This is a genomic window from Gilliamella sp. Occ4-3 (assembly GCF_001690675.1).
In the GTDB taxonomy this organism is placed as follows: Bacteria; Pseudomonadota; Gammaproteobacteria; order Enterobacterales; family Orbaceae; genus Gilliamella; species Gilliamella bombi.
The window spans coordinates 146,091-167,374 of the sequence record NZ_LZHR01000073.1; the positions used below are offsets into that span (position 1 = coordinate 146,091).

Sequence of the window (21,284 nt, forward strand, 5' to 3'; positions counted from 1 at the left end):
TGCGAACATTGTACAGATAATCATCTACAATGTCCACGAAGTTCTTGAAATATATTAGCTAAAATTCTTTTTTAAACCATCCGGTTAATCGTTTAGCTATCCCTTTTAATGATGATTTATTATTATCTTTTCCATCATCATTTAATAAACTTTGTTTTCCATAATGCAATAACCCTATAGCTGTTGAACAATAAGGTTTTTGAACATAGTCGGTTAATCCAGATATATTTAATGGCTGACCAATACGCACTTGATTTTGAAAAACTTTTTCAGCGCACTCTACCATTCCTTTTATTTGCGCTGCACCACCAGTTAAAACAATACCTGCTGCTAATTGATATTTGATATTCTGTTTTTTAAGTTCTTCTTGTAATACAAGTAACTCTTTTTGTACCAACGAAAGAAGTTCTGAATAGCGTGGTTCAATTACATCAGCAAGAGTTTGTCGTTGCAATGAACGTGATGGTCTTCCACCAACACTTGGAACATCAATAACTTCATCTTTGCCAATTAATGAACCTACAGCGCATCCATAACGAATCTTAATATTTTCAGCATCCATTGGCGGAGCGCCAAATGCATATGCGATATCGCTAGTAACAACATTCCCAGCATAAGGGATTACAACTGAATGACGTAACGCACCTCCCGTATAGACCGTTACATCCATTGTACCGCCGCCCATATCAATTACGCAAACACCAAGTTCTTTTTCATCATCCGTTAAAACTGCATAGCTAGAGGCCAATCCAGAAAAAATAAGTTGATCCACTTTCAAACCGCAACGTTCTACTGCTTTCACAATATTTCTAGCCATATCGTTATGACAAGTAATTAAGTGAACTTTGGCTTTCATTCTTACTCCAGATAAGCCAATAGGATTTTTAATCCCTTCTTGCAAATCGATAGAATATTCTTGTGCAATGACATGCAAAATACGGTGCTCATCTAAAATTCTGACTGATTTTGCTGTATGAACAACATTGTCAACATCTTCTGCGGTTACTTCTTCATCCTCTATTGGCACCATGCCTATCTCATTTTGACAACGAATATGTTTACCTGAAAGGCTTAAATATACTGAAGATATTTGACAATCAGCCATTAATTCAGCTTGGTCAACCGCTCTTTGGATTGATTTTACGACAGACTCAAGATCGTTCACACCACCTTTATCAACCCCTTTTGATGGACAATGCCCTACACCGATGATGTTAACAATACCATCGGGAAGAACTTCACCAACAAGAGCAAGTACTTTGGATGTACCAACCTCTAATCCAACAACCAATTTTTTTTCTGTTGCTTTCATACTTCAGCCTTAATTTATTCCTTACTGCACCATTTTTTCTCTTTGCACTGAAATGCCATTCTCATAACGTAAATCAGCGACCATTATTTTTTCATTTTCTGGCATTCTTGACTGAATTTCCGGAAATAACTTGATAAATTGTTGATATCTTTGTTCAATATTTTCACTACCTAATAGTAATTTTATTTCCTGATTTTCTTGGCAAAAACCTGATACACACTGTTTTACCGTCAATTGCCACGCGTTACGTTCATCAGTTATTGCTGTTTTAATATGTAGTGCCAACTGATTATTAGCTAATTTTTTAGAAAGATTCTCTAATTTATAATAAGTTTCTAACGCCGATTTTGCTTTACCCTCTGGACCATATAATTTTGGTAATTTTAAGTTGCTTATACGGTCAAGTGGTACGCTAAATACATTGCCACTTTTATCAAGTAAAAATAAGTCATTCCAATAAAGCACGGGTTTATATTCTTCGACATAGACAATTAACCTATCTGGCCACTGTTTACGTACACTGGTTTGCTTCACCCACGGAAATCGCATTACTTCTTGTTGAATATCATTAACATCTTGTCCTATATAGGTATTAGGCAACCCAAGTCCTAAAATAGCTTCCCGAAGATCATCCTCAGTTGTATAGGTATGTTCTCCACTCAATGTTAATTGAGACAATACCATTTGTTCGGGATCATCCATCCAGTTTTTAAAACTTTGAACGACCCAAATACTAATACAAATAATCGCAATAAAGAACAAAAATCCTATTAATTGCTCTGTATTACGAAAAATAAGCAGCTTTCTTCTGTTTTTATCGTCCCTTCTATGCGCTGCTTGCCGAAGTTGTTTCATAAAATAAGGCCAATTATAAAGTTGCCAAATTCAAAATTCTAGCAACAAGCTCATTAAATGACCAGCCATGTTCTTTTGCCGCCATTGGTACTAAACTATGGTCTGTCATACCTGGAGCAGTATTAATTTCAAGTAAAAATGGTTTTTGATTAGCATTAAACATAATGTCGACTCTTCCCCATCCTCGACATCCTACTGCTTTATAAGCATCTAACGCTAATTTACGAATTTCCTGTTCTTGTTCATCAGGTAAACCGCTTGGACAAAAATACTGAGTGGTATCAGATAAGTATTTCGCATCATAATCATAAAATTTAGTTGCAGGCTTAATATGAATTGAAGGTAAGACCTCGTCACCAACGATTGCTACCGTGAATTCTGGACCAGCTAAAAATGACTCAACCATCACTACACTATCATATTTAAAAGCCGCACTAATAGCTACTTCCAATTCAGATGCTTCATTAACTCTTGCCATTCCCACACTTGAGCCTTCATGACTTGGTTTAACAAACAACGGTAAACCAAGCTGTTTAACTATAGCACCAGTATCAATTGATTGTGATTTTTCAACCATAACATATTCAGCAACAGGTAAATTGAGTGATTTCCACACTAACTTAGTTTTCAGTTTATCCATTGTTAAGGCTGATGATAAAACATCACTACCGGTATAAGGAATATTTTGATAAGTCAAAATCGCTTGAACAATACCATCTTCCCCACCACGTCCGTGTAAAATAATAAAAGCTTTTGTATAACCTTCTTCTTTTAAATTAGTAATAGAATGATATTTAGTATCAATAAGATGCGCATCGATACCATTTGCCAACAATCCTGCATGTACAGCCTTACCTGACTTAAGTGACACTTCCCGTTCAGCTGAAGTACCACCATACAATACAGCAACTTTATCTACCATTTTATAAAACCTCTTCTGATGATAATTGAGTTTTGGCTAATTGGCGTGCTATACGACCAACACTACCTGCACCTTGTGTAATTAATAAATCACCACTTTGTAAAACTTCTTGCATTATTTCGGGTAGCAAATCTAAATCCGAAACATAAATTGGGTCAACTTTGCCACGATTGCGGATATAACGGCATAACGAACGGCTATCGGCACCCGCAATAGGTTGCTCTCCTGCGGAATAGACATCTAACATAACAAGTGCATCGACTTGAGAAAGCACTTGTGCGAAATCGTCAAATAAATCCCGAGTACGCGTGTATCGATGTGGTTGGAATAACATAACCAATCTTCGTTCAGGCCAGCCGTTTCTTGCTGCTTGAATTGTTGCATTAACCTCGCTAGGATGATGACCATAATCATCAACCATCATTATATCGCCACCATCAACATGCGGGAATATACCTAATAAATCAAAACGCCGACTAGTACCAGCAAATTTAGCTAATGCATTTATAATTGATTCATCATCAATACCATCTTCTGTTGCTGCAATTATCGCAGCCACCGAGTTTAAAGCATTATGTTTACCAGGTGCATTTAACTCAATCTGCAAATCTTGGCGATCAGGGCGACAAACGGTGTAATAGCTTACGCCTCGTTCTTGACGATAATTTTTAATGACAACGTCAGCCTCTTCGCTAAATCCATAAGTGATGATTTTACGTCCCACAATCGGTAGTAACTCTCGATTAATAGGATCGTCGTAACACATAATAGCTAAACCATAAAATGGAAGGTTATGTAAAAATGAAATAAATGTTTGTTTTAGATTATCAACACTACCTTGATAAGTGTCCATATGGTCAGGCTCTATATTTGTTACAATAGATACCATCGGTTGCAAATGAAGAAATGAAGCATCACTTTCATCAGCCTCAGCAATAAAATAACGGCTACTTCCTAATTGAGCATGTGTTCCTGCCGCCTTAACTAAACCACCATTAACAAAAGTTGGATCGAGTTTCGCCTCAGCATAAATAGAGGTAACCATAGCGGTAGTTGTAGTTTTACCATGAGTACCAGCAATTGCTATACCATATCGAAAGCGCATTAATTCAGCTAGCATTTCAGCACGTTGAATAACAGGTATACGTGCTGCACGAGCGGCAATTACTTCAATGTTATCTTGCGAAATAGCTGAGGATATAACAACAACGCTAGAATTAATCACATTTTCAGCCGCATGGCCAATAACAATTTTTGCCCCTAATGTTTCTAGATGTTGAGTAACCGCATTTTCAGCAATATCTGATCCACTAATTTGGTATCCTTCATTAGCGAGAACTTCAGCAATTCCTCCCATACCAGCACCACCAATACCCACAAAGTGAATATGTTTAACTCGCTTCATTTCAGGAATAATTGCTCTTAACTTCGCTAATTCCTTTGTATTCACTATTTAACTCCTAAATTATTTTATAGTTCACAGTACATATCATCATTGAACATATCTATCATCGTTATTTTTTATTGCTCAAATGAATCATTGACTCAAACATATATCTAACCTGAAACATTTTGACAAAAATATTACATAAATTTATGTCAGAAAAGTATTATTTTATCACCGAATAAAGGGCTTCTGCTACTTTTTCTGTGGAATTCACAATAGATAAACTTTTAGCTTTTATTGCCATTTCAATTAATTTGTCACGGTTCAAATTACATAACAAATTGGATAGCGATTCAGCACTAAAATCAGGTTGCTCGATAATATTAGCAGCACCTATATCTGCTAGTGATTTTGCATTCCAAAATTGCTGACGATCTTTATGCATAAACGGAATAAAAATAGCACCAATACCAACTACTTCAATTTCACTAACGGTTAATGCTCCGCTACGACAAATTACAATATCTGCCCAATTGTATGCATCTGCAACATCTTGGATAAATTCAGTCACTTTGTTATTGGTCATATCGCAATTTTGGTATGACTGAATTACGGAATTCAACATTCCTTTACCTGTTTGATGCCATACTATATATTTATCGGATAATTTTGTTATCACTTTAGGCACAATATCATTAATAACTTTAGCTCCTTGGCTGCCTCCCATGACTAATACTCTAATTGGCCCATCACGATCTTTGAATCTTTCTTCAGGTTTTGCTACAGTTAAAAGATCACTACGAACAGGATTGCCAACTACTTCAGCCTTAGGAAAAGCAGTAGGGAATGCTTGTAAAACTTTAACCGCTATCTTAGCTAGATATTTGTTGGTTAAACCTGCTATACCATTTTGTTCATGTACTACAACCGGTATGCCAAGTGTTTTTGCTGCTATTCCCCCTGGGCCTGAAACATATCCTCCCATACCTAGAACAACATCAGGGCGATAAGTTTTTAAAATTTTTCTAGCTTGTAAAACTGCTTTTAAAATTTTATAAGGTGCTTTTAATAATGCCATAACACCTTTGCCTCGTAGCCCTGATATTTCGATAAAATCAATATCAATACCATTTTCAGGAACTAAGTGTGCTTCCATTCGATCGGCAGTTCCTAACCATCTTACCTGCCAGCCTTGCTTCATTAAATATTGCGCCACAGCAATACCCGGAAAAACATGCCCCCCAGTTCCTCCTGCCATAACTAATAATTTTTTCATTATTTTATTAACCTTATTCTTGCTTGGGCTTGTTGTTGTCTAAATTCAAAATCAATTCGGAGTAATATTGCTGTTGCAATACTCATCACAATAAGACTTGATCCACCATAACTAATAAATGGTAGTGTTAATCCTTTAGTAGGCAACATACCAGATGTAACACCCACATTTACAAATGTTTGAAAACCAAACCATATCCCGATTTCACAAGCTAAATAACCAGAGAACAATGAATTTTCATTCAGTGCTCGATAACCAATTGCAAGCGCCTTAAATGTTAGAAAGAAAAGTAATGACAATAAAGCAACTACACCTATATATCCATACTCTTCTGATATAATTGAGAAAATGAAATCAGTATGACATTCGGGTAAATAACCTAATTTCAGTACAGAATTTCCCATACCTTGCCCAGTAACGCCTCCATTACCAATTGCCATTAATGAGGCGACTAATTGATAACCTGAACCTGTAGCATCTTGCCAAGGATCAAGAAAGGTTAACAGTCGTGTCAAGCGGTAAGACTCATACAAAATCAAACAAATTACTGCGCCAACTCCCGTTAGCAAAATAGCAATAAATTGCCACAATTGCGCACCTGCAATAAATAAAATGCCAATAGTGACCATAAATAAAACAATAACAGTACCTAAATCTGGTTGTTTAAGTAACAAAATAGAAAGTATAGTCATAACAACCATTGGTTTAAAAAACCCCCAAAAGCCACTTTGTACTTCTTCAGATTTACGTGATAAATAACCAGCTAAGAATAAAAATAGCGCTAATTTTGAAAGTTCTGCAGGTTGAAAATTGAATACTCCTAGAGGTATCCAACGAGATGCTCCATTAATCGAAGAACCAATACCTAACACAACGATTAACATAATAATAGCAATAATAAGTAAAACAGAAGCAAACTGTTGCCAACGTTGCATTGGAATATAAAACGTAATAAACATTAAAAATAATGATAGTCCTAACTGAATAAGTTCTCGTTGTGTATAAAAGAAAGGATCGCTTTCATTAAATGCCATTGAAGAAGATGTCACCATGATCAAACCGAAGATCATTAAACCTAACACAGTCCAAAGTAGCTGGTTGTCAAATGGTATGTGGGGATTAACCTGTTTTTTTAACCAAAAGAGTGTCATTTTGTACTCCTTTGAATATATTGTTCAGCAAGTTGTGAAAACTGTTTTCCGCGTTCAATATAATTCTTAAACTGATCTAAGCTTGCGCATGCTGGAGAAAGCAAAACCACATCATCTGGTTCAACTTTTTGAGCAATAACTTGCATTGCATCTGACAATGTTTCAGTTACAGTTGTTATATGAGGTGCTAGCTTAGCAAGGATAAAACGATCACGCCCAAAACAAAAAATTTCTAGATTTCTGTTTTCAAAAAAAGGGATCAATGGCGAAAAATCCGCTGATTTTCCATCCCCACCTAATAATAAAAATAATTTCCCTTTGCAAACTACGCTATTTAATGCTGCTTCTGTACTACCTACATTGGTTGCTTTGGAATCATTAATCCACTTCACACCATTTCTTTCCAACACTAACTCAAAACGATGTGATAGGCCATGAAATGAAATAATTGTTGCTATACTGAATTCCCGTGAAATTTTCAGTTTATCAACTATAGCTAAAGCTGCTAACGCATTAAGATAATTATGGCATCCCGCCAGTTTCATTATGTTAGTCGCTACTACTGGCTGCTCTTGTGCAATCAAATGTTCAAAGAGGAAATCTAAATGATAATCCCCTTTATTCACACCAAATGAAACGCAGTTTTTTTGTCGGTCAGTCGGAATAGTTAACTTATCATCATGGTTAATTACACAATACTTGGCATTATGATAAATACGTTGCTTAGCCTCAACATATTGCATTAATCCAAGAGGATAACGATCCATATGATCTTCTGAAATATTTAAGATTGTTGCAACTGTAGCTTTTAAACTCTGAGTTGTTTCTAGCTGAAAGCTAGACAGTTCAAGAACATATACATCGTAAACTTGATTCAATAACGATAATGCTGGCTGCCCAATATTACCACCAATAGCGACTTTAATACCTGCCGACTTAATAATTTCACCAACTAATGTTGTTACTGTAGTTTTACCATTTGCACCTGTAATGGCTACAATTTGCTTACTATTTTGTTGATTCAATTCACGGCAAAATAGTTCAATATCACCAATAATTTCAATACCTTTTTTAGCTGCCTGTTGTAGTTCAGGTGTTGATAAAGCAATTCCTGGACTGACTATTATTAAATCAGCATCAAGCAACCAATCAACATTTAATTCCCCTAAATGGCAAGCAACACGTTTGTCTAATTGTTCCATCCCTGATGGCGACTTACGAGTATCAATAACTTTAGGTATAACATTTTGAGCAAGAAAATAGTCTACACAAGAAAGTCCTGTGACACCTAAGCCAATAATAACGACATTTTTTCCTTGATAGCTAACCATGATTTGCTCCTAATATCTTTTATTAACGTAATTTCAAAGTTAATAAACCTATTACAACTAACATCAATGAAATTATCCAAAACCGCACAATAACACGCGGTTCTGGCCAACCTTTTAATTCATAGTGATGATGAATTGGTGCCATACGGAAAATTCTTTTACCCCGTAATTTAAATGATCCTACTTGTAAAATTACGGATAAAGTTTCAATAACAAAAATTCCACCCATAATCAGTAATAAAAATTCTTGTCGTAATAAAACAGCAATAATTCCAAACACGCCACCTAAAGCTAGCGATCCAACATCTCCCATAAAAACCATCGCCGGATATGTGTTAAACCATAAAAAACCAAGTCCAGCTCCAATAATTGCAGTACAAACAATCATCAACTCTCCGCTGAATTTGATATAAGGAATATTCAAATAAGCAGCAAAATTGACATTCCCTGTAGCCCATGCTACAAGCGTAAAACCAGCAGCTACAAAAACAGTTGGCATAATTGCTAATCCATCAAGTCCATCTGTTAAATTAACGGCATTACCTGCCCCAACAATAACTACATAAGTTAATAAAATAAACCATAGTCCTAATTGAGGCATTACATCTTTAAAAAATGGCACAACAAGTACTGTTACCGTGCTATCTTTGCCATAAACATAAAGACCAAAAGCAACAATTAATGCAATAACCGATTGCCAAAAGTATTTCCATCTAGCAATTAATCCAGCACTATTTTTACGAATCACTTTTAAATAATCATCAGCAAAGCCAACAATGCCATAACCAATTAAAACAAACAAAGTTACCCAAACATAAGGATTGCGTAAATCTGCCCATAGCAATACCGATAAGGAAATTGAGGCTAAAATTAGCGTCCCTCCCATAGTCGGTGTTCCTTTTTTACTTAAATGAGACTCAGGTCCATCATGACGAATAACTTGACCAATCTGTAATTTTTGTAGCCAGTCAATGACTTTTTGTCCCAAAAATAATGAAATTGCTAACGAGGTTAATAAACCTAAAATAGCTCTTACTGTTAAATAAGAGATAACATTAAAAAAGGTAAAATGTTTAACTAAATATTCCGATATCCAAAGTAACATAATCTTAATCCTGACTCATTTTGAGTTGTTCAATTTGAATTTTTTCGATAACTTCTTCCATTTTTGCACTACGCGACCCTTTAACTAACATTGTCAAATTTGGTTGTTGGCGTAACAGCATTAATAGATAATTCACTGCATCTTGTTTATTATTGAAATGGTGACCCACGCCACTAAACTGGCTAATAAATTGACTTAATTTGCCTACACTTACTACACAATCAATTTTTTCATCATGAGCAAGCTCACCTATTTGGCAATGATATTTTTCAGCTTCTGGTCCTAGCTCTCCCATATCACCGACGACTAAAATCCGATAACCAGGTTGTTTTGCCAAGACTTTGACAGCCGCTGACATCGATCCAACATTAGCATTATAAGTATCATCCCAAATTAATTGGGTTTGATTTAATTTTATTGGAAATAACCGGCCTTTTACAGGCGTTAAAGAGGCTAAGCCTTGCTGGATCTGATTAAAAGTTGCTCCGACAGAAAGTGCTAAAGCTGATGCTGCGATAGCATTTGAAATATTATGCTTCCCAACTAGCGATAACATAATCTCACATTCACCTTTAGGTGTATGTAATGTAAATGTTGTATTTTTTTCGTGTTGAATATTACTAGCATAAAATTGAGCAGAAGGGTTCGTTAACGAAAAAGTCCAAACTGTTTTGTTTACTAACTGAGTAAACCATTTATCAGAACAACTATCTAAATTAATAATAGCAATACCACCATCAAGCAATCCTTGAAAGATTTCGCCTTTAGCTTTTGCTACACCTTCAAGTGATCCAAAACCTTCTATATGTGCTTCTGCAATATTATTAATTAAAGCACTTTGTGGTTTAACAAAATTTGTAGTATAGGCAATTTCACCAATATGATTAGCGCCTAATTCTATAACTGCAAACTGGTCTTGTTTAGTTAAGCGTAACAGCGTTAATGGCACCCCGATATCATTATTGAAATTGCCTTGTGTATAAAGGGTCTGTCCACAGTGTTGTAATATTGCCGCAGTCATTTCTTTAACTGACGTTTTACCTGATGAACCTGTAAGCGCAACAATTTTAGCTGTACTTTGCTGCCGGATAAAATTAGCGATTCCCCCTAAAGCCAAGCGAGTATCCTTAACAACAATCTGTGGTATGGGCTTATCAAGTTTATGATCGACGATCACGGCTATAGCACCATCTTTAATAGATTGTTCAGCAAAAGCATGTCCATCAAAATTATTTCCAACAAGCGCGATGAATAGCGATTGTTTTATTATTTTTCGTGAATCAGTGCAAATTGTATCAATCACAGCACTTTCGTCTTGAATGTAATAAGATTCACCATTAACTATTTTTTTTATTTGCTCAATTTCTAATGGAATCATGATTGATTCTCTACTCCTAGAAGTTTTTTCACTGTTTCTTGATCTGAATAGTGATATTTGGTATTACCAATTATTTGATAGTCCTCATGCCCTTTACCTGCAATTAAAATGACATCATTAGGCTTAGCCTGCTTTAATGTTTGCGTAATAGCCAGCACTCTATTGGTAATTATGTTTACATTATCGGTATGATTTAAACCTTGTTGGATATCGTGAATAATCTTCATTTCATCTTCAGTACGTGGATTATCATTAGTTAAAACAATTTTATCGGCAAATTGTTCTGCGATTTCAGCCATTAAAGGTCTTTTTCCTGTATCCCTATCGCCACCACATCCAAAAATCACCCATAAAGAACCTTTACAATGAATTCGACTAGCTTGCAAAGCTTTCTGTAACGCATCTGGAGTATGTGCATAATCAACAATAACCGTTGGGCTATTTTTTACATGTAAAACCTCCATTCGCCCACAGATTGGAGTCAAAAAAGAAGCCATATTAACAACAGCAAAAAATGGGTAGTTCAATGTTAAAAGTGTAGCTATGGCTAATAACAAATTAGAAACATTAAATTCACCTAGCAATCGACTATTAATAATGGCATTTCCCCAACTTGATTCCATATGAATTTGGGCACCTTTATCAATATATTCGATCATTGATACACCAACGTAAGGTATATTTAACGCCTTGAGTCGACGTAATGATTTTGTTTGACATGATACAGCTGTCACTTGTGGAAGTTTTTCAATCCATCTTTTACCATAGTTGTCATCATAATTAATAATTGATTTACCAGCAGTTAAAACTTGTTTTTCTTTTTCATCAAGGCTAAATAACGACCATTTTGCTTTTGCATATCTACTCATTGTTTTGTGATAATCAAGATGATCTCGACTTAAATTGGTAAATACAGTAGCTGCGCAATTTAGTCCTTTAACCCGGTCCATAGCAAGCCCATGTGAAGAAATTTCCATCGTTACAACTTTGACCTGTTTCTCTACAAATTCGGCTAATAAGGTTTGCACATCTACTGCTGATAACGTTGTATTAACTGATGGCTCAAGTTCATTATAAATTCCATTACCAATAGTTCCCATTAGTGCTGTTTTTTCATTCAATAATGTTAAACATTGGGCAATAAGCTGACTAACAGTTGTTTTCCCATTGGTTCCTGTCACACCAATAACAGATAATTTTTTTGATGGAGAATGATAAAACTCATTAGCAATCAAGGATAGACGCTGTGAAAGTTGGAAAACACTAATTTGTGGAATTATCGATTTATTTTCATGCCTAATATAGTCAATTTTTAAGTCATTTGATTTTCTACTTGCTTCTACTAAGATAACAACTGCACCCATTGAAATAGCTTGTGGAATAAATGCTTGACCATCAACTGTATGACCTTTGATAGCGATAAAAACATCGTTTTTTCCTACTTTGCGACTATCTATACGCAAATGATTAAGTGGAAAATCATCTAATTTTAAATTACATCTTCCACCTAATAATTCCAATAATGTTTTAAACGAGTTTGTTGCTAGCATTTTCACCTACTAATAAATAATCATTTGTCCATCAACTTGGCGATCGGGTTTCACATTCATCGTCCTAAGCACACCGCCCATAATACGACTGAAAACAGGTGCAGAAACTGAACCACCATAATATTGGCCAGCTTTAGGATTATCAATAACAACAACTAGTGAATACTTTGGTGCTGTTGCTGGAGCGATACCTGCGGTATAAGCTAAATATTGATTAACATACCGTCCACCAGATAATTTTTTCGCTGTTCCTGTTTTAACTCCAACACTATAGCCAGGAACCGATGCTTTAGTTCCTCCACCAGTAACAGCTACAGCCTCCATTAATTGAACAACTGTTTTAGCATCTTTTTCAGAAACTACACGTTTACCCTTAACAGGTTCTGTGACTTTTAAAATTGATACAGGTCGGTAAATTCCATAACTACCGATAGTTGCATAAGCTCTTGCTAATTGTAATGGGGTAACAGTTAATCCATATCCAAACGCAAATGTTGCTCGCTCAATATCAGCCCATTTTCTGGTTCTATCGGCTGCAATTGAACCACTAACTTCACCACCTAAACCTAATTCCGTTGGTTGACCTAATCCAAATCGACTATAGAATTCTACAAGATCATCCTGTTGCATTTGTAAAGCTAGCTTACTTACGCCAACATTACTTGATTTTTCTAAGATACCTGCCAAATTAAGTGTTTTTTGATATGACACATCTTTAATTTCATAACGATTAACATAAAAAGGTCTAGTATCGATAATAGTATTTAAGTTAGCAATTTTCTTTTCTAAGGCAGCCATTACAACTAGCGGTTTAACCGTAGAGCCTGGTTCAAACGCATCAGTAACAGCTCTATTTCTCAATAAATTATAATCAATTGATGAGCGATTATTTGGATTATAAGATGGGCTGGTTGCCATCGCTAAAATCTCACCAGTATGCACATCAACCAATACAGCTGTTCCACTATCCGCTTTGTTAAATTGAACCGCTTGACTAAGTTCGCTATAAACTAGTGATTGTAAACGCTCATCTATACTTAATATTAAATCTGATGCTGTTTCTGTTTCTGTCCGTTCTAATTCTTCAATAACACGACCTAGTCGATCACGTCTTACAACTCTTTGCCCCGATTCACCTATTAACCATTTATTAAAGCTTTTTTCAATACCCTCAGAACCTTTCTCAGCACCATTTGCATCAATATCTGTTAAACCAATTAATTGAGCTATATTTTCTGCCGCAGGGTAATAACGTTTAGATGTTTTAGCAAACGATATCCCCGGTAACTTTAGTTTTTTTAAATAGTCAGATATTGTTGGTGTTACTTGCTTAGACAAATAAACAAATCTCATTGATGGATTATTTAATTTTTGCTTTAGCGTTGACATTGGGATATTCAACGTTTGCGCTAATCCTTGCCATCTAATATCATCAGCTTTAACACCACCTTTTTGTACAACAATTTTAGGATCTGCCCAAACATCAAACATCGGTACACTTACTGCTAACGCACGCCCATTACGATCGGTGATCATGGCTCTTGGTGCATCAATTTCTTGGTGACGAAGTGAGCGCTTATTACCTTCAGCAATCAGTTTATCTGGTTCAATAATTTGCAATAATGCCATTCGAGCCATAAGACAAATAATCGCTAAAATAATAAGTCCATATATAATATAAAAACGATTCGGTGTAAAAAACTGTCTTTTACCATTTAACCTATTATTTTTATTTGTTTTTGCAACCTTTTTAGTTTTATTTTTTTTATATTTAGTGGCAGGTTTCATTATTTACTCTTTATTACAATGACTGTTTCATTTTGCTGTGTCACATAAGACATACCTAATTGATTTCTAGCTTTCTCTTCGACACGTTTTGGATCAGCAAGTACATTTTCTTCAATAACTAAATTCCGCCATTCGCTTTCTAACACATCTTGTTCTAATAAAAGTTGCTCACGTTCAAATAACTGTTTACGAATCTGTTGCGTTGTTATTAATACTGCACCAGCAGAAATAATAATCATCACAAGTAATAACAATGAAATTTTTTGATGCCTAAATAAATCCCCAATAATTACACCAAACAAGCTTTTACTCGGTCTTTTTTGAAAATTTTTATCAATATAAGTTTTATCTAGAAAAAAATCATTGTTTTGGTTATTCATTTTTCCTTTCTGCTACCCTTAATATTGCGCTTCGGGAACGCGGGTTATTATTAATTTCAATAGTTTGAGGTTTAATTTTGCCAAGGGATTTTAATTTAGCACCACCATATTTTTTTATTTGTTGTTCAGTTAATGGTAATCGAGCTGGTAAATCTGGACCTTTACTCTGTTTACTAATAAATTGTTTTACAATCCTATCTTCTAAAGAATGAAAGCTAATAACCGCTAATCTTCCTTGATTGGCAAGCACTGATAAACAACTATTTAGCACTTGCTCGACTTCTTCCAACTCACTATTAATATAAATACGAATAGCCTGAAAACTACGTGTAGCTGGATGCTTATTTTTATCCTTTTTTGGTGTAGCTTTTTCAATTAAATTAGCCAACTCTAAGGTACGAGTAATCGGCGAAATTTTATTCTGCTCGACAATCGATCGAGCAATACGTTTGGCAAATTTCTCTTCACCAAATGTCTTTAATACCCATGAAATATCGTCTTCATCACTGCTAAGTAACCATTCACTTGCAGTTAAACCTTTGCTAGTATTCATGCGCATATCAAGAGGTCCATCACGCATAAAAGAGAATCCCCTGTCAGGATCATCAAGTTGTGGTGATGAAACACCTAGATCTAACAAGACACCATCAATTTCACCCAATAATTCTAACTCTTCAATATATCGGTATAAATTAGAAAATTCACCACGAATAAAAGTAAATCGAGGATCTGTTATCTGTAACGCAGCTTGCTCTGCACGTTCATCACGATCAATAGCAATCAATCGTCCTTGTGTACCAAGTTGTTCAAGTATTAAACGAGAATGACCTCCTCGCCCAAAAGTACCATCAACATAAATGCCATCTTTTTTTATATTTAATGCATTCACAGCTTCGTTTAATAAAACCGTCGTATGTTGATAATCCATCAATCTTTACTCTTATTAAATAGTTAAACTTTTCAAATTATCTGATAAGTTTTCAATATCGCTTGATAATGCGGTAATATCATCATTAATTTGTTGATACCAACTTGTCTCATCCCAAATTTCAAATTTATTAGATTGACCAACAAACATTGTATTTTTTTCTAATTTTGCATAAGTACGCAATGTAGATGACAATAAAATTCGTCCAGAATTATCCATTAGACACTCAGTTGCATACCCCAATAACAATCTTTTTATTCTACGTTCAGTTTCAACAATAGCTGATAATGTTGCAAGTTGTTGTTCAATACATTTCCATTCGGACATTGAATAAAGTGTCAGGCATGGGTCGTATAAACCAATTGTGCAAACCATACCTTCAGATAAAAACTCTCGGTAGCGAGTAGGAATAGCTAATCGCCCTTTATTATCTAAATTAATTGAAATTGCACCACTAAACATAAAAGTATTTTTCTTTATAATTTATTTAAATTTTAATTAATAAAAATCAATATGTTAATAAAAACACCCATTTTTACCACTTAACCCCACTTTTTACCACAAAATTTAATAAATTAATAGGTATTTGAATAATTAATTTATAAATGATTTAAAAGCATCTTCTAGGTTTTTTATGTAGAAAATAAATTGCTGGTATAAGGAAATTAAGGAGGGGGGATTTGCCGACGTAAGTCGGCAAACAAAAATGAAGAAAATTTAAGATACGGTCCAAAAACCAGTTATATTAACTTTATCCTGCTGCAAAACAGCACGAATAGGCATTTGATTAACATCATTATCTTTTTCGGCTTGTTCTAATACACGCAATTTGCTTTCACCAACTAAATGTAGGTAGATATTTTTGCTATTTAAAATAGCTGGCAATGTTAATGTAATACGATCTAGTGGTGCTGTTAATGGTGTCATACCAACAACTTTCCGTCCAGATTTCATATCTAAACCGTTAGCCAAATTAGCAGCGCCTGGGAATAATGAGGCAGTATGCCCATCTTCTCCCATACCTAAAATCACTACATCAAATGGCATCGGAACTTTATCTAAAAGTTTATCTGTAACTTCTGCACCATCAAATGGATTATTACAACTGTTTTTTAAACCAACAAAATTAGCCAATTTAGCATTATTTTGTAATAGATAAGTGTTCACTAACTTTTCGTTACTAGCATCATCAGTATCATCAACCCATCTATCATCCACCAACGTAATAAAAACTCGGCTCCATTCTATATTTTGTTGACTTAGTGAAACAAATAATGGAATAGGTGTTTTACCACCAGAAACCGCAATTGAAGCATGTCCTTTTTGTACAATGGCCTGTTTTAATTCATTGACGATATGTGAGGTTAAATCTTCGATCAATAATTGACTATTTTGATATTTATTTAACGTAAACATAGTTATTTTTCCTTTATTCAAATTCGTGCCATGAATGCCCATCTTTAGTGATTAAGGCAACGGATGCGACTGGTCCCCAAGTTCCGGCTTGGTAGGTTTTTGGGGCATCATTTTCTGATTCCCATGCACTAATAATTGAATCAACCCATTTCCATGCAGCTTCAACTTCATTACGATGAACAAATAATGCTTGACGCCCACGCATAACTTCAAGTAATAAACGCTCATAGGCATCAGCACTTTGTTGGTGAAAAGTTTCGCTGAAACTTAAGTCAAGTTTAGTGGTTTGTAAATTATGATTACTATCCAATCCTGGTACTTTATTTAGGATTTCAATATCCATACCTTCATCAGGTTGTAAACGAATCGTCAATTTATTTTGTGGCAATTCTAGATAAAATTCACTAAATAAATTAAGCGGTAATGGTTTGAAATAAACTACAACTTCAGAACATTTACTTGGTAAGCGCTTACCAGTACGTAAATAAAAAGGAACACCTGCCCAGCGCCAGTTATCAATATCAACTCGAATTGCAACAAATGTTTCGGTATTACTTTTTTGATTTGCGCCATCTTCTTCTAAATATCCCGGCACATTAACACCATTAACAAAACCTGCTGTATATTGTCCTCTAACTACTTTTTCACGAATATTGGATTTGTTAATTGGTCTAAGCGCATTAAGTACAGCTATTTTTTCATTACGCAAGCTATCATCTTCAAGATTAGCAGGTGGGGACATGGCAATCATGGTTAATATTTGTAATAAATGGTTTTGTACCATATCACGCATTTGACCGGCCTTATCAAAATATCCCCAACGCCCTTCAATACCTACTTGTTCAGCTACCGTAATTTCAACATGATCGATAGAATTACGATCCCAAAATGACGCAAACACTGTATTAGCAAATCGTAAGGCTAATAGGTTTAATACTGATTCTTTACCTAAGTAATGATCAATACGATAAACTTGTGATTCGTTAAAGAACTTAGCCACTGAATCATTGATTTCACGAGATGAGTTGAGATCTGTTCCAAGTGGTTTTTCCATCACAATGCGGTTTTGCGATTGATTTAATCCTGCAGCAGCTAAACCTTGACAAATAGTCCCAAAAGCACCTGGGTGCATTGCAAAATAGAAAATAGCTGGATGATTCAAATCAAGTTTATTTTTCAATCCTTCAAAACCAGCACTATCATTAACATCTAGTTTATGAAAGTCCAATCGTTGGCTAAATCGTTGCCAAATATTATCGTCTAACGATTCCGGCATAAACGAGATTAGCGCTTCTTTTGCTACCTCACAATAAGCAACATGATCCCAATCAGCACGCCCTACGCCTAAAATCTTTGTTTGTTCAGGTAGTTTTCCGTACTTTTCTAATTGGTATAAAGACGGTAATAATTTACGTCTTGTCAAATCCCCTTTAGCACCAAAAATAACTAAATCGCAAGCTGGGATATCAGACATGGTTTTCTCCTACGATGGTATAATGTAATTATTCTATTATGTTGAATGGTTGGTGTACACCCGATTAATAGGATAAATCATAGTAATAGGCATTATCCTTTATTTACTCTAAAACAAAAAGGCCACCTCTGGGTGACCTTTTGCTTGAAACAAGTTATTGGGTAATTTTCCAATAAGCAAATTATGCTCGTACAAAATCCATATGAACTAATTTTGGTTTAAATGCATGACGTTGTACTGCTTGCACTTTTACTTTAACTGCTTTTCCGTCAACTTCAATAGTTAACACTTCAGAATAAAATTCTGGTTTTTCTTGCATATTAAAAACTTGGTTGTGATCAAGCACAACAGAGATTGCAGGTTCAGTTCCACCATAAATAATGGCTGGGAATTTACCAGCGTGACGCAGGCGGCGGCTCGCACCCTTACCATGCTCTTTTCTAACTTCAGCTTTGAATGTAAACATATTAATTTCTCTTAATTATTTAAAATTGAAACCAATTACAGGCGACCCAGTAATTGACTATCAAACTAGTACTTTAAAAAGCGTTGGAGATTATAAAGTGTTATCCCTCTAAACGCAATCAATTAATCATATTACAAATCAGTAAAATATTGATTACGTATATGGAATATTATATGCACACTTAGATCAATTCTATTTTAAAACCATAAGTTGATTTTTTATTCGGTAATAACTTTAATGGTTTTGTGATACAACCTGCTTCGACACAAACCATAGATTTATACTCATCATCACCAAAATCTCCCATTGATTTAGCTTTATTTATCCATGGATTCCAAGTAACAATATCACTTACATTAGTATTGGTTAATTGAATTGTTCGAGTGCCATCAGTAACAGTGATTTGATTACTTGCATTGGTATAAATACGATCGACTTCTTGATTAAATGTCAATTGACCTACAGTCGCTGGTTTGTTTTCATCAGCAAGTCTTTCTTGATAAGCTTCACCTAAACCTTTGACTACAACACTATCAATATTATCAACTCCAAAATAAGTATGTAGAGCACTAGTTACATCAAAATCTGCTGAGCAGCTTAAAGAAACTTCACAAGTTTTACCTAGATGAAGATTTAATGATACCGAGAAAGGTTTGCTACAATAAGATTCTGTCTGCGGATTATTAGTGAGCGATAAAACAAGGGTAACGCCTTGCTCGTCCTCTTTACATGAATCTAATGTCCATTCGACAATGCGTGCAAAACCATGAGAAGGATTGCCTAACTGACCAAACCAAGGCCAACAAACAGGCACTCCACCTCGAATAGCTACGCCTTTTTTAAAATTTGTTTTGTTACTCAGCCAAACAACTGGTGTTTGTTCAGTAAATGGTTGCCAAAATAATAAGTGAGCACCTTGTAATGCAACAACAGCACAACAAGTGCTATGATTAATAACTAAAATTGGCAGTTCACCATAAATTGATTGTTTAATTGATGGGCTTAAGGATACACCTGATAAGCTACTCTCTAAAATCTCTTTATATATACTCATATTTACTCCTAAATAATAAATTTAACAACTTATTGATAATTGTATACTTCTTAAGTTAATAATAAAAACATAATAGATGCAAAAGCATTTTTTAAAGAATTGGAGTAAAATAAAGCACTATAAATAGTGAAACAACACTCTAATTGTTTTTGTCAAAAAGTTTCAGGTAACACTACGTTTATGTATAAAATCCCATTAAGTTTATATATCCATATGCCATGGTGCGTACAAAAATGTCCCTATTGCGATTTTAATTCACATACCATAAAAAAAACGCCAAATTATGAGTCTTATGTAGAGCATTTACTTAAAGACCTACAAAACGATACTATTTTCTGTTCAAATCGCTCAATTCATTCAATCTTTATTGGTGGAGGTACACCTAGTCTATTTTCAGCCGAGTTGATTGATAAATTATTATCAAATATAAATGAGATCATCCCAATACATAAAGATGCCGAAGTCACTATTGAAGCTAACCCAAATTCTGTTGATATAGAAAGATTTAATGGCTATCAACAAGCGGGTATAAACCGAATATCAATTGGCGTGCAAAGTTTTCAGACCGATAAACTTGTTAAATTAGGACGGGTACACGATCCCAAAGAAGCAATCACAGCCGGAAAACTTGCCAAAACATTAAATTTAAGAAGTTTTAATTTAGATTTAATGCATGGTTTGCCAAATCAAAGTATTGATGATGCTCTATATGACCTAAAACAAGCCATTGCTATTGCACCACCGCATTTATCTTGGTATCAATTAACGATTGAGCCAAATACGCTATTTGGTTCAAAACCACCAGTTTTACCTGATGATGATAAACTTTGGGAAATTTATCAACAAGGTAATCAATTATTAACTGAAAATGGTTACCAACAGTATGAAACCTCTGCTTATGCTAAAGAAGGATTACAATGCCAACATAATTTAAATTATTGGCGATTTGGAGACTATTTAGGCATTGGATGTGGCGCTCATGGTAAATTAACGCAACCTGATGGAAAAATTATTCGCACTATAAAAACTCGTCATCCAAAAGGGTATTTAGAGGGACGTTATTTAGATAAATATTATACAGTTCCAAAAGAGGAATTGCCTTTTGAATTTTTTATGAATCGTTTTAGACTTTTTGAACCAACACCTAAACATGAATTTGAACAACGGACTTATTTACCTTTACACTCAGTTGAAAAACAAATAGCGATTGCCATTGAAAAGAACTATTTAATTGAGGATAAACAAAACTGGCTGGTAACTGATCATGGCAAGTTATTCTTGAATTCGTTATTAGAGATGTTTTTATAGATAACATTTTGAAATACCTATATTTATCTAAAAAAACTTATCCTTTACGTTTATTTAACATGATAGATACGAACTATTTAATCAATTATTCACATATCTTTACAGACTTTCTTCAAAAAAAAGTACATACTATGTCTCGACAATGCATTATTTCATTGTTTTCCTATTCCTTATGTTTTCCCAATAACTTTTGTTATTGGGTT

The 21,284-nt window shown here is 34.7% G+C and carries 19 protein-coding genes; 1 reads left to right on the forward strand and 18 read right to left on the reverse strand.

Going from position 1 to position 21,284, the window contains the following annotated elements; all coding sequences use genetic code 11:
- Nucleotides 1-58 precede the first annotated feature (58 nt).
- The 18 genes from ftsA to A9G44_RS08665 all read right to left on the reverse strand — a co-directional run bounded on the left by ftsA (nt 59) and on the right by A9G44_RS08665 (nt 19,773).
- Nucleotides 59-1,312 carry a cell division protein FtsA gene (gene ftsA, locus A9G44_RS08580; RefSeq protein WP_065610424.1) on the reverse strand — a complete coding sequence of 418 codons (1,254 nt, stop codon included), beginning with the start codon at nt 1,310-1,312 and terminating at the stop codon, nt 59-61.
- A 21-nt stretch (nt 1,313-1,333) separates the two neighbouring features.
- A complete protein-coding gene (locus A9G44_RS08585) occupies nt 1,334-2,167 on the reverse strand; it encodes an FtsQ-type POTRA domain-containing protein (RefSeq protein ID WP_065610426.1) in 834 nt (277 codons plus the stop codon).
- A gap of 13 nt (nt 2,168-2,180) precedes the next feature.
- Nucleotides 2,181-3,089: a D-alanine--D-alanine ligase gene (locus tag A9G44_RS08590; RefSeq protein ID WP_065610428.1), complete on the reverse strand. Its 909-nt coding sequence runs from the start codon at nt 3,087-3,089 to the stop codon at nt 2,181-2,183.
- Between the two features lies 1 nt (nt 3,090).
- Entirely contained in the window at nt 3,091-4,539 is a 1,449-nt protein-coding gene (gene murC / locus A9G44_RS08595) for a UDP-N-acetylmuramate--L-alanine ligase (protein WP_065610430.1), read from the reverse strand.
- 160 nt (nt 4,540-4,699) lie between these two features.
- The gene (gene murG / locus A9G44_RS08600; RefSeq protein ID WP_065610432.1) at nt 4,700-5,752 is read right to left on the reverse strand and encodes an undecaprenyldiphospho-muramoylpentapeptide beta-N-acetylglucosaminyltransferase; all 1,053 of its coding nucleotides are present in this window, start codon (nt 5,750-5,752) and stop codon (nt 4,700-4,702) included.
- Complete coding sequence (gene ftsW / locus A9G44_RS08605; RefSeq protein ID WP_081298301.1) at nt 5,752-6,903, reverse strand: cell division protein FtsW; 1,152 nt, start codon at nt 6,901-6,903, stop codon at nt 5,752-5,754. Before ftsW ends, murG begins: the two co-directional genes overlap by 1 nt.
- Nucleotides 6,900-8,234 (reverse strand): UDP-N-acetylmuramoyl-L-alanine--D-glutamate ligase, encoded by a 1,335-nt coding sequence (murD, locus tag A9G44_RS08610; RefSeq protein ID WP_065610434.1) that lies wholly within the window; start codon nt 8,232-8,234, stop codon nt 6,900-6,902. Before murD ends, ftsW begins: the two co-directional genes overlap by 4 nt.
- Nucleotides 8,235-8,256: 22 nt before the next feature.
- Nucleotides 8,257-9,339, reverse strand: coding sequence for a phospho-N-acetylmuramoyl-pentapeptide-transferase (mraY, locus tag A9G44_RS08615; RefSeq protein ID WP_065560405.1), 1,083 nt, complete (start codon nt 9,337-9,339; stop codon nt 8,257-8,259).
- Nucleotides 9,340-9,343: 4 nt separating this feature from the next.
- Nucleotides 9,344-10,717, reverse strand: coding sequence for a UDP-N-acetylmuramoyl-tripeptide--D-alanyl-D-alanine ligase (murF, locus tag A9G44_RS08620; RefSeq protein WP_065610436.1), 1,374 nt, complete (start codon nt 10,715-10,717; stop codon nt 9,344-9,346).
- Nucleotides 10,714-12,267, reverse strand: coding sequence for a UDP-N-acetylmuramoyl-L-alanyl-D-glutamate--2,6-diaminopimelate ligase (murE, locus tag A9G44_RS08625; protein ID WP_081298302.1), 1,554 nt, complete (start codon nt 12,265-12,267; stop codon nt 10,714-10,716). Before murE ends, murF begins: the two co-directional genes overlap by 4 nt.
- 9 nt (nt 12,268-12,276) lie before the next feature.
- Nucleotides 12,277-14,055, reverse strand: a complete 1,779-nt coding sequence (gene ftsI, locus A9G44_RS08630; protein WP_065610438.1) for a peptidoglycan glycosyltransferase FtsI — start codon at nt 14,053-14,055, stop codon at nt 12,277-12,279.
- The gene (gene ftsL, locus A9G44_RS08635; protein ID WP_080702296.1) at nt 14,055-14,435 is read right to left on the reverse strand and encodes a cell division protein FtsL; all 381 of its coding nucleotides are present in this window, start codon (nt 14,433-14,435) and stop codon (nt 14,055-14,057) included. The genes ftsI and ftsL overlap by 1 nt, the downstream gene beginning before the upstream one ends.
- Nucleotides 14,428-15,363: a 16S rRNA (cytosine(1402)-N(4))-methyltransferase RsmH gene (gene rsmH / locus A9G44_RS08640; RefSeq protein ID WP_065610440.1), complete on the reverse strand. Its 936-nt coding sequence runs from the start codon at nt 15,361-15,363 to the stop codon at nt 14,428-14,430. Before rsmH ends, ftsL begins: the two co-directional genes overlap by 8 nt.
- 15 nt (nt 15,364-15,378) lie before the next feature.
- Nucleotides 15,379-15,825 (reverse strand): division/cell wall cluster transcriptional repressor MraZ, encoded by a 447-nt coding sequence (gene mraZ, locus A9G44_RS08645; RefSeq protein ID WP_065610442.1) that lies wholly within the window; start codon nt 15,823-15,825, stop codon nt 15,379-15,381.
- A 255-nt stretch (nt 15,826-16,080) separates the two neighbouring features.
- On the reverse strand, nt 16,081-16,779 hold the full coding sequence (gene pgl / locus A9G44_RS08650; RefSeq protein ID WP_065610444.1) for a 6-phosphogluconolactonase: 699 nt from the start codon (nt 16,777-16,779) through the stop codon (nt 16,081-16,083).
- A 13-nt stretch (nt 16,780-16,792) separates the two neighbouring features.
- Nucleotides 16,793-18,253 carry a glucose-6-phosphate dehydrogenase gene (gene zwf / locus A9G44_RS08655; protein ID WP_065610446.1) on the reverse strand — a complete coding sequence of 487 codons (1,461 nt, stop codon included), beginning with the start codon at nt 18,251-18,253 and terminating at the stop codon, nt 16,793-16,795.
- Nucleotides 18,254-18,434: 181 nt separating this feature from the next.
- Nucleotides 18,435-18,719 carry a 50S ribosomal protein L25 gene (gene rplY, locus A9G44_RS08660; RefSeq protein ID WP_065560399.1) on the reverse strand — a complete coding sequence of 95 codons (285 nt, stop codon included), beginning with the start codon at nt 18,717-18,719 and terminating at the stop codon, nt 18,435-18,437.
- Nucleotides 18,720-18,900: 181 nt separating this feature from the next.
- Nucleotides 18,901-19,773 carry a D-hexose-6-phosphate mutarotase gene (locus tag A9G44_RS08665; protein ID WP_065610448.1) on the reverse strand — a complete coding sequence of 291 codons (873 nt, stop codon included), beginning with the start codon at nt 19,771-19,773 and terminating at the stop codon, nt 18,901-18,903.
- A gap of 180 nt (nt 19,774-19,953) precedes the next feature.
- Between A9G44_RS08665 and hemW the strand changes: the two genes are divergently transcribed.
- Nucleotides 19,954-21,081 carry a radical SAM family heme chaperone HemW gene (gene hemW, locus A9G44_RS08670; RefSeq protein WP_065610450.1) on the forward strand — a complete coding sequence of 376 codons (1,128 nt, stop codon included), beginning with the start codon at nt 19,954-19,956 and terminating at the stop codon, nt 21,079-21,081.
- The last annotated feature ends 203 nt before the right edge of the window (nt 21,082-21,284 follow it).